Origin of the sequence: Luteibacter rhizovicinus DSM 16549, assembly GCF_001887595.1 — a bacterium.
Classification (GTDB): domain Bacteria; phylum Pseudomonadota; class Gammaproteobacteria; order Xanthomonadales; family Rhodanobacteraceae; genus Luteibacter; species Luteibacter rhizovicinus.
Map to the genome: position 1 here is coordinate 855,989 of NZ_CP017480.1, position 13,851 is coordinate 869,839.

At 66.1% G+C, this 13,851-nt stretch carries 10 protein-coding genes and 1 riboswitch; of the genes, 8 read left to right on the forward strand and 2 right to left on the reverse strand.

From position 1 onward, the window contains the following. Positions 1-15: 15 nt before the first annotated feature. Positions 16-2,091, reverse strand: a complete 2,076-nt coding sequence (fusA, locus tag BJI69_RS04035) for an elongation factor G (protein WP_046967036.1) — start codon at positions 2,089-2,091, stop codon at positions 16-18. Positions 2,092-2,670: 579 nt separating this feature from the next. On the opposite strand from fusA, the gene BJI69_RS04040 reads away from it, so the two are divergent. From BJI69_RS04040 to BJI69_RS04050, 3 genes are all read left to right on the forward strand, one after another. Continuing rightward, the gene (locus tag BJI69_RS04040; protein ID WP_046967037.1) at positions 2,671-3,651 is read left to right on the forward strand and encodes an aldo/keto reductase; all 981 of its coding nucleotides are present in this window, start codon (positions 2,671-2,673) and stop codon (positions 3,649-3,651) included. A gap of 153 nt (positions 3,652-3,804) precedes the next feature. Beyond that, positions 3,805-4,227 (forward strand): MarR family winged helix-turn-helix transcriptional regulator, encoded by a 423-nt coding sequence (locus tag BJI69_RS04045; RefSeq protein WP_046967038.1) that lies wholly within the window; start codon positions 3,805-3,807, stop codon positions 4,225-4,227. Positions 4,228-4,290: 63 nt separating this feature from the next. Further along, entirely contained in the window at positions 4,291-5,103 is an 813-nt protein-coding gene (locus BJI69_RS04050; RefSeq protein WP_046967039.1) for an SDR family NAD(P)-dependent oxidoreductase, read from the forward strand. Between the two features lie 89 nt (positions 5,104-5,192). On the opposite strand, the gene BJI69_RS04055 is transcribed toward BJI69_RS04050, so the two are convergent. Then, positions 5,193-6,482, reverse strand: a complete 1,290-nt coding sequence (locus tag BJI69_RS04055; protein ID WP_078023005.1) for a glycosyltransferase — start codon at positions 6,480-6,482, stop codon at positions 5,193-5,195. Between the two features lie 89 nt (positions 6,483-6,571). Further along, positions 6,572-6,790, forward strand: a riboswitch (cobalamin riboswitch). 196 nt (positions 6,791-6,986) lie between these two features. Between BJI69_RS04055 and metE the strand changes: the two genes are divergently transcribed. The 5 genes from metE (at position 6,987) to BJI69_RS04080 (ending at position 13,848) form a co-directional block, all read left to right on the forward strand. Beyond that, positions 6,987-9,278: a 5-methyltetrahydropteroyltriglutamate--homocysteine S-methyltransferase gene (metE, locus tag BJI69_RS04060; RefSeq protein ID WP_046967040.1), complete on the forward strand. Its 2,292-nt coding sequence runs from the start codon at positions 6,987-6,989 to the stop codon at positions 9,276-9,278. A gap of 174 nt (positions 9,279-9,452) precedes the next feature. After that, positions 9,453-10,709 carry a phosphoinositide-specific phospholipase C-related protein gene (locus BJI69_RS04065; RefSeq protein WP_052767095.1) on the forward strand — a complete coding sequence of 419 codons (1,257 nt, stop codon included), beginning with the start codon at positions 9,453-9,455 and terminating at the stop codon, positions 10,707-10,709. Positions 10,710-10,885: 176 nt separating this feature from the next. Then, positions 10,886-12,106, forward strand: coding sequence for a methionine adenosyltransferase (gene metK / locus BJI69_RS04070; RefSeq protein WP_046967041.1), 1,221 nt, complete (start codon positions 10,886-10,888; stop codon positions 12,104-12,106). Between the two features lie 132 nt (positions 12,107-12,238). After that, positions 12,239-13,174 (forward strand): alpha/beta fold hydrolase, encoded by a 936-nt coding sequence (locus BJI69_RS04075; protein ID WP_046967042.1) that lies wholly within the window; start codon positions 12,239-12,241, stop codon positions 13,172-13,174. Between the two features lie 146 nt (positions 13,175-13,320). Continuing rightward, a complete protein-coding gene (locus tag BJI69_RS04080) occupies positions 13,321-13,848 on the forward strand; it encodes a DUF4142 domain-containing protein (protein ID WP_046967043.1) in 528 nt (175 codons plus the stop codon). Positions 13,849-13,851 lie beyond the last annotated feature (3 nt).

Below are 13,851 nucleotides of genomic sequence, written 5' to 3' on the forward strand. Positions count from 1 at the left end.
CCCACAAAACCAGTGTCATGCCAGCTTGCGTGACGCCTCCTGCACGGCGGCCGGGCGGTAGGCGTGGAACGCCACCGTGGCCGAGGCGCGGCCCTGACTCAACGAGCGCAGTGCCGTGCTGTAGCCCTCGAGCTGGGCAAGCGGCACGTCGGCTTCAATCTCCGTACGCTCCTGCGTATCGGTCAGGTTGACGATCTGGCCACCACGACGCTGCAGGTCGCCCAGCAGATCGCCGACCGCTGATCCCGGCGAACTCACCGAAACGCGCATCACCGGCTCCAGCAAGACGGTACCTGTCGCTTCCAGCGCCGACTTCACACCGATCTGCGCAGCACGGTGGAAGGCCATCTCGTTCGAGTCCACCGCATGGGCCTGGCCATCCGTGACCACGACATGCGCACCGACTACCGGGTATCCACGCGGACCTTCGAGCAGGGCCGACAAGGCACCCTTCTCCACCGCCGGCTGGAACGACTTGGGAATCACGCCGCCGGTGGTCTTGTCCTCGAAGCGATTGCTGTCCTCGCCCGTCGGCGTGACCGAAAGCACCACGCGTGCGTACTGGCCACTGCCGCCGGTCTGTTTGGCGACCTTGCCTTCCACGGAGCCCGACGGCGATGCCGGGGTTTCCTGGTAGGCCACGCGCGGCGATCCAGTACGTACCTGCACGCCCCACTCGCGGCGCAGGCGTTCCACCATCACTTCCAGATGGAGTTCGCCCATGCCCCAGACCAGCGTCTCGCCGGTGTCCGGGTCGGTGCCCACGCGGAAGGACGGATCCTCCTGCGCCAGGCGCGCGAGCCCGTTGCCGAGCTTGAGCAGGTCGGCCGAACGTTCGGGCGAAAGCCGCCACGACAGCACGGCTGGCTGGGCCTGGATCGTTTCCAGACGCAGCGGATGCTGCGCATCGGCCAGCGTTTCGCCCGTTGCGACATCCTTCCAGCCTGCGATCGCGACGATGTCACCTGCCTCCGCGGCTTCGACCGCTTCGGTATCTTCCGCACGCACGACAGCGAGACGACCGACGCGCTGCACGCGATCCGTACCGCTACGCCAAACCGCGTCGCCCACATGCAGGCGACCCGAGTACACGCGGACGAAAGCCAGCGGACCGTGAGCCTGGTTGACCACCTTGAACACCAGCGCAGCGAGCGGCGCGTCGGCATCGGGCGCGACGGCGACGTCACCGTCGTCGGTGTGCGCGACGACAGCGGGACGATCGAGCGGCGAAGGCAGGTAGGCGACGAAAGCATCGAGCAAGGGCTCGATACCGACGTTACGGAACGCCGAGCCCGGCAACACCGGCGAACCGGCGCGCGCGAGGGTGCCGCGACGCAGCGCAGCCGTCAGCGTGGCCGCGTCGATCGGCTGATCGGCGAGCCAGAGTTCAGCGAGTGCTTCGTCACGGTCTGCCACGGCGGCCACGAGTTCGGCGCGCGCGTCCGCGTGGGTCGCGCGCTCCGCAGCGTCCCAGGTGTGGATGCTCGGCGTCCCGGCATCGTCGAAGCGCCAGATGCGCTCGCCAACGAGGTCGACCAGACCGGTCATGTGTTCACCTTCGACGATCGGGCGCGCGACCACCCACGGATTCGCACCGAGCTTGTCGCGCATCTGCGCGACGACGGCATCGAAGTCCGCACCGGGGCGATCCATCTTGTTGACGAAGGCCATCAGCGGCACGCCATGACGGCGCGCCTGGTGCCAGACGGTTTCCGATTGCGGCTGCACGCCGGCGACGCCGGAGAACACGGTGACCGCGCCGTCGAGCACGCGCAGGGAACGCTCCACCTCGATGGCGAAGTCGATGTGTCCCGGCGTGTCGATCAGGGTCAGGCGATGCGGCTGGCCGCCGTCGGGCGTCCAGTTGGCGCGCACGGCCGCGGCGCCAATCGTGATGCCACGCTCGCGCTCGAGTTCCATGTGGTCGGTAGTGGTCGCGCCATCGTGCACTTCACCGGTGCGATGGATCGTGCCGGTCTTGTAGAGCAGGCGTTCGGTGAGCGTGGTTTTGCCGGCATCGACGTGCGCAATGATGCCGAGGTTGCGCCAACGGCTGACGGGAATGCGGGTTTCGCGCGGGGTGGTACTCATGGCTAACGGTTCCTGATGGGGTCGCCAGGGGCTCGATACATCGTCGAGCGAGGCACTCCCCGATCCTGTTACCGCCGCCCCTGGCTGAGCGGGACGGTCAGGATCGAGGGTCGCGGCTGTTCTTCATGGCACGTTGCTCCGGTGAGGGCTTGCAAGATTGAATAGAGAAAATCGGGACAAAAAAAAGCACCCTTGCGGGTGCTTTTCGTAGTCCTCGAGGCCGGCGCGTCGTTACGGGAACGACACTCCGCCAGGCATGGGACGCGCGCACCCGCGACGCGCCCATGGGGCGATCAGTGTGACGAACATCAAATCATGCTTGCAGCGGAACATGGCCGGGCTCTCTGGGTGAGGGGGAGATGCTACGCCCGGCCGGTGAGGGCCGGCAAGGGCGTCGCGTCTTCGCTGGACCCTAAGTTAGGGAGGGTCTGGCGTGTTTCAAGGGGGGCGCATTGTGTGGGAGCCGCTTTCTGTGGGAGCCGCTTCAGCGGCGATAGCGCCGGTCGAAATTAAAGAAGTTTCATTTCCCGTATCCCCCGAAGGGATCACACTTCCCGCAGCCCCCACCCGGAGTCCCCCATGCGCTATGTGAAACTCGGCCGCACCGGCCTCGACATCTCCCCGCTCGTCCTGGGCTGCATGACCTACGGCGTGCCCGACCGCGGCAACCACGCGTGGACGCTGGACGAAGAAGCGAGCCGCCCGTTCATTCGCAAGGCCCTCGATCTCGGCATCAACTTCTTCGACACCGCGAATGCCTATTCGGACGGTACGTCGGAAGAAATTGTCGGCCGCGCCCTGAAAGACTTCGCGCGACGCGATGAAGTCGTCATCGCCACGAAGACGTTCTTCCACTGGCGCAAGGGACCGAACGGCGGCGGCCTGTCGCGCAAGGCGATCTTCCATTCCGTCGACGACAGCCTCGCGCGTCTCGGCACGGATTACATCGACTTACTGCAGATCCATCGTGCGGATCACACCACGCCGATCGAGGAAACCCTCGAAGCGCTGCATGACCTGGTCAAGGCAGGCAAGGTGCGTTACCTGGGCGCCTCGTCCATGTTTGCCTGGCAGTTCGCGAAGATGATCTACACCTCGCGCCTGCACGGCTGGACCGAGTTCGTCAGCATGCAGGACCACTACAACCTGCTCCAGCGCGAGGAAGAGCGGGAGATGATTCCGTTCTGTGAGGACCAGCGTATCGCGGTATTGCCGTGGAGCCCGCTGGCACGTGGCCGCCTCACGCGCGACTGGGACCAGAGCAGCAACCGGCAGGAAAACGACGTCTTCGGAAAGACCCTCTACAACGCCACCGAGGATTCGGATCGCGCGATCGTCGAGGCCGTGAAGAAGGTCGCTGACGAACGCGGTGTGCCACGCGCGCAGGTCGCCCTGTCCTGGGTCGCCCATCGTTCCGGTGTCACCGCCCCTATCGTCGGTGCGTCGAAGCCGCATCATCTGGACGACGCCGTGGCAGCGATTGACCTGGTCCTCTCCGAGGAAGAAACAGCGACCCTCGAGAAGGCCTACGCGCCTCACCCCGTCGAAGGGTTCGAGTAATACCGGCCGCCCGCTGAGGTAGGAGCCGATTTATCGGCGATCCCGCGGCAGCGGGCCAGGGTGAAGCAAGCACCCTATCGCCGATGAATCGGCTCCTATCCGACGCACGGGTCGGCCTTGACATGTGTGTATATGCACGATCATGATCGACCCATGACCTCCCGTATCGACCTGTGCAACTGCTTCGCCGCCCGTCAGGCCGCCCGTGCGATCACGCGGACCTACGAGCGGCATCTGGCGCCCTCCGGGCTGACCAGTTCGCAGTTCACCCTTCTGGTGCTGCTGGAAGATCGTCCCGGCATCGGCATGCGGGAGCTGTCGGAGGACATGGTCATGGATCGCACCAGTCTCGTTCGCGCCCTGAAGCCCCTGCAAAGGGACGGTCTCGTCGCGGTCGCACCGTCGGTCGACGACTCGCGTCAGAACGTCTACCTGCTCACCCCGGCCGGTCATGCCAAGACCGCGCAGGCCGGTGAGTTGTGGGCGACAGCCCAGGCCGAGTACGAGGCGAGGTTCGGCAGCGCGACGGCCACCGCCACGCGCGAGACCATGCATCGGATCGGGCAGATGGCCTGAGGCCTTGACGTCCCCTTTTTTACCTAGACATGTGCATACGCACGCCAAGCAGGAATCATCGTGATGACTAGCAGCAATCCCGGCACGGCCCTCGTCACCGGCGCGTCCAGCGGCATCGGCGCCGTGTATGCGGACCGTCTCGCAAAGCGCGGTTTCGACCTCATCCTCGTGGCCCGCAACAAGGAAAAACTCGACGCCCTGGCAAAGCACATCACGGCATCGACCGGCCGCGTGGTGCGTGTTGTCGGCGCCGACCTGACGCGCGACGACGATCTGGGCCGCGTGGAAACGGTCATCGCCGAGACCACGGACCTGAGCCTGCTGGTCAACAACGCCGGTGTCGGCGCGATGGCTCCGCTGCTCCAGGCGGACATCGGCAAGATGACCGACCTCATCGCACTCAACGTCACCGCGCCGACGCGTCTTGCCTATAAAGCAGTGCCGGGGTTCGTCGCGCGCGGCGGCGGCGCGGTGATAAACATTTCGTCGATCGTCGCGGTCGCTCCCGAGTTGCTCAACGGCGTGTATGGCGGGAGCAAGGCCTTCATGCTCGCGCTCAGCCAGTCGATGCATCATGAGCTCGCCGACAAGGGCGTCCAGATCCAGGCCGTGTTGCCGGGTGCCACCGCGACCGACTTCTGGCCGGTAGCCGGCACGTCCATCGATAACCTGCCGCAGGAGTGGGTGATGAGCGCGGAGGACATGGTCGACGCCTCGCTGGCCGGCTTCGACGCCGGTGAGCTGGTGACGATTCCCGCCGTCGAGTCCGTGGCGCTGGTCGATGGGCTCGAAGCGGCGCGACGTGCGCTGTTCCCGGAGCTGTCGAAGTCGGTGCCGGCGTCGCGCTACGGGGTTAAGGCCCAGGTTGCTGCGTAATCGCGAGCACCCGTCGCCGCTGAAGCGGCTCCCACACAGGCCAACCGCCATGTGGGAGCCGCTTCAGCGGCGATCCCGCGGCAGCAGGCCTAGTGATACAACCGCCGCGCAATCGCCTGCTCGATAACATCCGCCGCGACACGCGCCCCATCCTCCACGCGAATCACCGCCGCCGCACGCTGTGCACGCGCCGCAACACCCTCGTCCATCAACAGCGCACGCAACTTCCCTCCCGCGACATCGGCGCGATAACGCGAGGCCGCCAGCACGTCCCCCACGCCCAGACGAACGACGCGCGCCGCGTTATCCGGCTGGTCGAAGCCATGCGGCACGACCAGTTCGGGACAGCCTGCACGCAACGCTTCCTGAGTCGTGCCGATGCCGCCGTGATGAACGACCGCCGCCGCGCGTGCGAACAGCGCACCGTGGGGTGCGTACTCCACGGCAACCACACCGTCCGGCAGGACCGCAGGCAGTCGCGCACGCATCTCCGGCGATCCCGTCAGCAGTACCGCGCGTCGACCCAGGGCCGCGGCGGCCGCCATGCTCTCGCGGAGGAAGCTCTCCCCCGCATGCACGGCCGCCGAGCCCAGCGTAAACACCAGTGGCGCGTCGCCGTCATCCAGAAAGCGACGGAGGTCGGCAGGAAGCGTGTCGGCAAACGGCGCGTAGCGGCAATAGCCGGTCACCACGGTGTGAGCCGGCGAATCCGGTGGGGGCCGACCCAACAGCGGCGAGTACATGGCGAGGACACCGTCTCGCGCGTGCTGTCCGCGATGAAAGGGATCGCCCCAGACCGACACCGGGGCCAGCCCGAGCGATTGCCGGAAGTGCCGTACCGCCTTCGTCCAGGGCGAGGTCACGGTCTCGCCAAGGCGCCGCACCCATGCGCCTCGTCGGGGTGACGCACGCAGGAAGCGGTCGAGCCAGTCGATCCCCGTGGCGGGGGGATCGAACGCCGAGAGGAACACGGCAGGCGACAGCGCGGCCGATAACCAGGCGATCCGCCGGGTCTCGCCAAGGATCTGCCCGGCGAAGGCCAGCGTCGAGGTCACGATCGCATCCGCGTCGGCACACACGGGTGCGAGAGCCTCGTAACTGCTCGCCACATCGGCCGCGGCCAGGTCGCGCACGACGAAGCGGGGACCGCGCCAGGGATGAAAGGCGCGCGCGGCGAAGGCCGCCTTGTCCTCGGGCTCGGCAATCCCGCTGGCGAGGACGAAATCCAGCCCCGCCTCGGCGACGGCGTCACGATGGATCCCGTGGGCGCCGATCGTCACGCGATACCCGCGCTGGCGCAGCTCCCGCCCCACGGCGAGGAAGGGAAAGAGATCGCCCTGCGATCCCACCGTCGCCATCACGATATGTCTTCCGGTCATGCAGCGCTCCAGGGAGGTCGGCCCATGGTCGCCGTCGGGATGTCGAGGCGATGCATCGCCACCGATTGACTTTGGGCGTCCATACGGCTAATTTTCCGCTCGTCAGCGGTCTTTATCTCTTTATTCGAATAGAAAGATAAAGCTAAGAGGGAAGCCGGTGTGAATCCGGCGCTGCCCCGCAGCGGTATGTGGAGACAAGCCCGTCACAGGCACTGGATCGGTAGCGATCCGGGAAGCGACGGACAAGGCGGCACCGTTACGGTGCCACATCCACGAGCCCGAAGACCTGCCGCCGACCGGAACGAACGCGCCGTCATGGGCGCGAACGCTCCGTCCGACCTGGATCGTCGTCCCGCGAGGGGCGGCATCCGGTTCGCCCGCGGGGGCGAAGGTCGACGGCTAGCCCGCATGACGCCCCCTGGCCTGTCGCGCCCCGCGCGGCAGGAGCGTGTGCGTCGGCGCCCAGCCGCCCTTCCCTCCTCTTTGCCACGAAGAGGAACATCCATGCCACACGTAACGTATCCGGGCTTCCCCCGCATCGGCCGACGCCGCGAACTCAAGCGCGCCCTCGAGAGTCACTGGAAAGGAGACAGCGGCGCCGACGAACTGCTCGCCGTCGCGCGCGAACTGCGCCAGCGCCATTGGAAGCTTGCCCGCGACGCCGGCGCCGACAGCGTCCCGGTCAACGACTTCTCCCTCTACGACCATGTCCTCGACGCCGCCGTGCTGGTCGACGCCATCCCCCCGCGCTACCGCGACCTCGCGGCGCGCGACCCGCTGGCGGGCTACTTCGCCATGGCCCGCGGCCACCAGGACGGCGATGTCGACCTGCATGCCCTGGAAATGACCAAGTGGTTCGACACGAACTACCACTACATCGTGCCGGAGCTCGAGGCGGGACAGCGCTTCGCAGCGCGCCCGGACAAGGTCGTCGCGGAATACCTTGAGGCCCGCGCGGCCGGTCACGTGGCGCGCCCTGTCCTGCTCGGACCGGTGAGCTTCCTGCGCTTGTCCAAGACCGTCGACGGCAGCGACCCGCTGGCCTTGCTCGACACCTTGCTGCCCGCATGGCTCGGCGCCATCGACGCCCTCGCCGACGCGGGCGCCGACTGGGTGCAGGTCGACGAACCGACCCTCGTGCTCGACCTCGATGCGGCATGGCGCGAAGCGTTCCGGCGGACCTATGCCGCGGTCGCCGCGCACGGACGCGTTCGCATCCTGCTCGCCACCTATTTTGGTGAGCTCGGTGCGAACCTCGAGCTCGCCACGTCGCTGCCTTTGGCCGGCCTGCATGTGGACCTCGCCCGCGCACCGGATCAGCTGGATGCCGTGCTCGATGCCTTGCCGGCCGACCGCGTGCTTTCCGCCGGCGTGCTCGATGGCCGCAACATCTGGCTGAGCGACCCGTCGACCATCCTTCCCCGCGTGGACCGCCTGCTCGCGCGTCTCGGCAACGACCGTCTCTGGCTGTCGACCTCCTGCTCCCTGCTGCACGTGCCGATCGATGTCTCCGAAGAGAAACACCTCCCTGCGCACCTGGCCGGATGGTTGTCGTTCGCCCGGCAGAAGATCGCCGAACTGCGTCGCTATGCGGACGCCGTCGCCGGCGACGACGCCGCGCGGAAAACCCTCGCCCGTCAGCACGAGATCGTCGCCAGCCGCCAGGCCTCCGGCGACGTCGTACGTGCCGACGTGCGCGCCCGCGTACGTCAGCTGACGCCGCAGTTCGGCCAGCGTCGTTCGGCCTTCTCGTTCCGCGCCGACGTGCAGCGCGAGCGCTTCGGCCTGCCCGACCTGCCGACGACGACGATCGGCTCGTTCCCGCAGACCAACGACCTGCGCATCGCGCGCGCCGCGCACCGCTCGGGCAAGCTGGACGACGACGCCTACGCCGCCATCCTTCGTGACGAGGTGCGTCGCGTCGTGCGTTTCCAGGAAGAAGCCGGTATCGACGTGCTGGTGCATGGCGAACCCGAGCGCAACGACATGGTCGAGTACTTCGGCGAGCAGCTGGACGGCTACGTCTTCACCTCGCTCGGCTGGGTGCAGAGCTACGGCTCACGCTGCGTCAAGCCACCGATCATCTATGGCGATGTCGCGCGTCCCGCACCGATGACCGTCGCCTGGTCGGCGTACGCGCAGTCGCTCACCGACAAGCCTATGAAGGGCATGCTCACCGGACCGGTGACGATGCTGCAGTGGTCCTTCGTGCGCGATGACCTGCCCCGCGCCGATGTCTGCCGGCAGATCGCCCTGGCCCTGCGTGACGAAGTGCACGATCTGGAGAAGGCTGGCATCGGCATCGTCCAGATCGACGAGCCCGCGCTGCGCGAAGGCCTGCCGCTGCGTCGCGCGGACTGGGATGCCTATCTCGCCTGGGCCGTCGACGCCTTCCGCATCACAGCCGGGGGCGTCAGCGATGCGACCCAGGTGCACACCCACATGTGCTACTCGGAATTCAACGACATCATCGAGGCGGTCGCCGCGATGGACGCGGACGTCATCTCGATCGAGACCAGCCGCTCGCGCATGGAGCTCCTGGACGCTTTCACCCGGTTCCAGTACCCGAACGGCATCGGCCCTGGCGTCTACGACATCCACTCACCCCGCGTCCCGACCGAAGCCGAAATGGCCGACCTCCTGGCCCGGGCCCTCCGGGTGCTGCGTCCCGACCAGCTCTGGGTGAACCCCGACTGCGGCCTGAAGACCCGCGGCTGGCCGGAGGTCTCCGACGCCCTGAGAGGCATGGTCTCAGTGGCCAGGGCGGCCCGCGAGAGACTGGCCGTGACGGTCTGACATCGAGGCGGCTCTTCTGTGGGAGCCGCTTCAGCGGCGATGAGCCTCCCCGCCCGCGTCAGCTCTCACTGACGCGGGCGCAGGGGAAACCCAGCGGCGCACCCACCCCATTCCCTGACGGAACGAAAGCGCACAACCTCATAACCTACGGCCTTCCACAGGAAGGAGCGTGAGATGAGGAAGAAAGGAATCGCCCTGCTGCTTGCCCTGGCAAGCACGCAGGCTATCGCGGGGGAGCGCCCGTATGTCCACGATCTGGATCGTCGTTTCGACCAGTACACGTGGGTCACCACCCACAACGCGTTCAATACCTTATTGCCCTCCAGCCAGAGCAGGAGCATCCCCCAGCAGCTTCGCGACGGCGTGCGCGGCTTGTCGCTGGATCTGCACGAGTACCAGGGCAGGGTCAGGGTCTGCCACGGCTCATGCGCCCTCGCCGGCCGGCCGCTGGCCACCCATCTCAACGATGAGATCGTCCCCTTCCTTCTGGCCGATCGCCAAGCCATCGTCACGATCCATCTGGAGGACTACGTTTCGCCGTCCGCGCTACGCGCCGAATTGGCAAGAGTCCCTAACCTGGCACGCCTGACATTCAATCCGGACACCTGGAATACCCCTGGCTGGCCGACGCTTCGACAGATGATCGCAGCGAATCAACGATTGCTGATCTTCGATCTGGAATCAAAAAATGCCGGCCGCTACGCCCTCCCCAGCGGCGTGGCGACCATCATGTCCTCCAGGGGCGGTACGTCGGAAAACTACTGGGTGCTGGGCAAGACTATCGGTACGCACGATACCTCGTGCAGGAGCCGCTGGGCCGGTACATTGGAACCGGGACAGGTACAGTTTCGGGGGAAATCATGGCCCCGCCTGTTCGTCATGAACCATTTCCATGAAACCGGGGAATCGCTGCATTCAAGGACGGACAACCGCTACGACAAGCTGATGGACCGTGTGTACGGCACCTGTGCACGCGCCGCTCGTCGCCCGCCAAACTACATCGTCATCGACCACTATCAGCAAGGCGATGCCTTTGAGCTTGCCGGTGTACTCAACCAGGGCGGCATCGTCCTGTACGAAGGCAGGAACGCGACCCAGAACATCGTGTGCGGCATCCCCGGCGGCGAGGCGACCACCATCAACTTCAAGAGCGGAAACCGCCGGGGGTGCGAGAACGACGAGGCCCGCTCGGCTCGTCTGTTCGGTTTGCGTGCCGGCACGACCTTCACCGTATTCGATTCCCCGGATGGAAAGCGATCCGACGACTACACGACGGTTCGCGTCCTCAAGGACCTCGGAAGCCGCACCGTGACGATTCCCTCGTTCCATACCTCATACAAGGACGGCTACGTCGACGTCCAGGCCCGTTACCGGAACGGCCTCGACGGCAAGGTGTCACGCGTGAACGTGGTGCCGGCGACCACCCGATAGGTGCCAGCCGCCCGCCGGGTCGCCGCCGAGACGCGGCCCCGGCCCGCCGCCGCCTGAACATCCATGCAATCGTCACCCCCGGGGCGTACCCTTCCCCCTGCAAACCCGGCAAAGGCCGTGTATCATGGCGCGCCCCCATTTATCTCTTTATCCGTAAAGAAGGATATATACCCACGATGAGCAACTTCCTCTTCACCTCCGAGTCGGTCTCCGAAGGCCATCCGGACAAAATCGCCGACCAGATCTCCGACGCCGTTCTGGACGCCATCCTGGCCCAGGATCCTCGCGCTCGCGTGGCCTGTGAGACGCTGGTGAAGACCGGCGTCGCCATCGTCGCGGGTGAAATCACCACCAGCGCCTGGATCGACCTCGAGGCGCTGACCCGCAAGGTCATCCTCGACATCGGCTACGACTCCTCCGAAGTCGGCTTCGACGGCGAGACCTGCGGCGTGCTGAACCTCATCGGCAAGCAGTCCCCGGACATCAACCAGGGCGTGGACCGCAAGAAGCCGGAAGAACAGGGCGCTGGCGACCAGGGCCTGATGTTCGGCTACGCCACCAACGAGACCAGCGAGTACATGCCGGCGGCGATCCATTACGCCCACCGTCTCGTCGAGCAGCAGACCAAGGTCCGCAAGAAGAAGAACTCGCCGCTGCCGTGGCTGCGCCCGGACGCCAAGAGCCAGGTCACCCTGCGCTACGAGAACGGCGAAGCCGTCGCCATCGACGCCGTCGTGCTCTCGACCCAGCACGATCCGGACGTGAAGCAGAAGGACCTCATCGAAGGCGTGCGCGAGCTGATCCTCAAGCCCGTGCTGCCGGCGAAGCTGCTGCACAAGGGCACCAAGTTCCACATCAACCCGACCGGCAAGTTCGTCATCGGTGGCCCGGTGGGCGATTGCGGCCTGACCGGTCGCAAGATCATCGTCGACACCTACGGCGGCTGGGCCCGTCACGGTGGTGGCGCGTTCTCGGGTAAGGATCCGTCCAAGGTCGATCGTTCGGCCGCCTACGCCGCGCGTTACGTCGCCAAGAACATCGTCGCGGCCGGCCTCGCCGACCGTTGCGAGATCCAGGTCAGCTACGCCATCGGCGTGGCCGAGCCGACCTCGATCTCGGTGACCACCTTCGGCACCGGCAAGATTCCCGACGAGAAGATCGAGAAGCTGATCCGCAAGCACTTCGACCTGCGCCCGTTCGGCATCATCAAGATGCTCGACCTGGTCCACCCGATGTACCAGCAGACCGCCTCGAACGGTCACTTCGGCCGCAAGCCCTACGAGGTCACCGACAAGAACGGCAACACGTTCACGGCGTTCTCGTGGGAGAAGACGGACAAGGCCGAGATCCTGCGCGATGCCGCTGGGCTTGGTGTGAAGGCCGTTCGCGCCAAGTAAGCAAACGCGCGTCTTAAACCATAAGAAAACGGGCGCCCTCGGGCGCCCGTTTTCGTTCGCATGGTTCGATCTATGCCAAAGTGCGGCAACCCGGCATGCAAGGGTTCCACGGCATATCATCGGAGCACGCCCATGGTCCGCTTTCTCTGCGCCACGATCCTGCTCGCTGCCATGAGTCTGCCCGCGCTCGCGGATGTCCGACCCTTTCCGACGACCTTCCGGATCCAGGACATCGCCACCGACGGCGCCACCATCCACGTTCGCGTCGGCGGCACGGGCCCCGCCGTCGTGCTGCTGCACGGCTTCGGCGACACCGGGGACATGTGGGCACCGCTGGCCGAGAATCTGGCCCGGGACCATACCGTCATCGTGCCCGACCTGCGAGGCATGGGCATGTCGTCGCATCCGGACGGCGGCTACGACAAGAGAACCCAGGCGGGAGACGTACGCGCCGTCCTCACCCAGCTCGGTGTCGACCGCGCCGTCGTCGTCGGTCACGATATCGGCACCATGGTGGCCTACGCCTATGCCGCACGCTATCCAGACAAGACCGTGCGCCTGATCGTGATGGATGCGCCTGTTCCGGGTATCCCACCCTGGGACCAGATCGTGCGCAATCCCTTGCTGTGGCACTTCGATTTCGGGGGGCCGGACATGGAGCGCCTGGTCGCAGGGCGCGAACGTATCTATCTGGATCGTTTCTGGAACGAGTTCGCGGGTGACCCGCCGAAAATCGACGAGGGTACGCGGCAGCACTACGCCCAGATCTACGCTCGCCCCGGCGCGATGCATTCGTCCTTCGCCCAGTTCCGCGCCATTCGCCAGGATGCCGACGTCAACCAGGCGTCATTGGCGACGAAACTTCCCATGCCCGTGCTCGCCATCGGTGGCGAAAAATCGTTCGGCGCGAACGAAGCCATCGTCATGCGCAATGCCGCGGGCAACGTCACCGGCCTGGTCATCCCAGGCGCCGGACACTGGCTGATGGAAGAGGCAACGGATGCCACCATCGCTGCGGTGCGCAATTTCGCCGACGGCAAGCCCGTCGCCGGCGCGACGACGCATTGAGCTAGCAGGCCCACAACCTAACGGCCAGCGGCAAAGCGCGCGCCTACCGCTGCCCGTCGCGCTGTCGAAGCCGCCTGGCCGCGACGGTCACGGCGACTTCATGGCCTGGATGCGACACCTGAAGGGTCGCTACAGGAGATGACGCCATGCACCGCACCTTACCCCGCATCCTCGCCACAGCCTTGCTCGCCGCCGCCCTGCCCATGGCTGCCCTGGCCCAGCACACCGATTCCAAGGGTGGCACGCCGACCGACGCCGGCTTCGTCACCAACGCCAGTGGTGCCGGTCTCGCCGAGATCGAAGCCGCGAAGCTCGCCGACACCAACGCCGGTTCGGACAAGGTGAAGACCTTCGCCCACCAGATCATCGCGGATCACACCAAGGCGGGCGAGGAACTGAAGACGCTTGCCGCAGGCGACCGTGGTTACGCCACGGCCGAATCGCCGCCGCCGGCGAACCAGAAGGACATCGACGCGCTGAAGATGCTCAACGGTGCGGCGTTCGACAAGGAGTTCGCGAAGGTGATGGTGGCCGATCACCAGAAGGCCGTGGCGATCTTCGAAGTCGAAGTGGAGAAGGGTTCGAACAAGGATCTTCAGGCGTTTGCGAAGAAGACCCTGCCTACCCTTAAGGAGCATCTGAAGATGGCTCGGGCGTTGAATACCGGGAAGTAGCTG

Bases quoted from the DNA above. Each gene is read 5' to 3' on its own strand.
- fusA (WP_046967036.1), bottom strand. From the start codon at position 2,091: ATGAGTACCACCCCGCGCGAAACCCGCATTCCCGTCAGCCGTTGGCGC.
- BJI69_RS04040 (WP_046967037.1), top strand. From the start codon at position 2,671: ATGCGCTATGTGAAACTCGGCCGCACCGGCCTCGACATCTCCCCGCTC.
- BJI69_RS04045 (WP_046967038.1), top strand. From the start codon at position 3,805: ATGACCTCCCGTATCGACCTGTGCAACTGCTTCGCCGCCCGTCAGGCC.
- BJI69_RS04050 (WP_046967039.1), top strand. From the start codon at position 4,291: ATGACTAGCAGCAATCCCGGCACGGCCCTCGTCACCGGCGCGTCCAGC.
- BJI69_RS04055 (WP_078023005.1), bottom strand. From the start codon at position 6,482: ATGACCGGAAGACATATCGTGATGGCGACGGTGGGATCGCAGGGCGAT.
- metE (WP_046967040.1), top strand. From the start codon at position 6,987: ATGCCACACGTAACGTATCCGGGCTTCCCCCGCATCGGCCGACGCCGC.
- BJI69_RS04065 (WP_052767095.1), top strand. From the start codon at position 9,453: ATGAGGAAGAAAGGAATCGCCCTGCTGCTTGCCCTGGCAAGCACGCAG.
- metK (WP_046967041.1), top strand. From the start codon at position 10,886: ATGAGCAACTTCCTCTTCACCTCCGAGTCGGTCTCCGAAGGCCATCCG.
- BJI69_RS04075 (WP_046967042.1), top strand. From the start codon at position 12,239: ATGGTCCGCTTTCTCTGCGCCACGATCCTGCTCGCTGCCATGAGTCTG.
- BJI69_RS04080 (WP_046967043.1), top strand. From the start codon at position 13,321: ATGCACCGCACCTTACCCCGCATCCTCGCCACAGCCTTGCTCGCCGCC.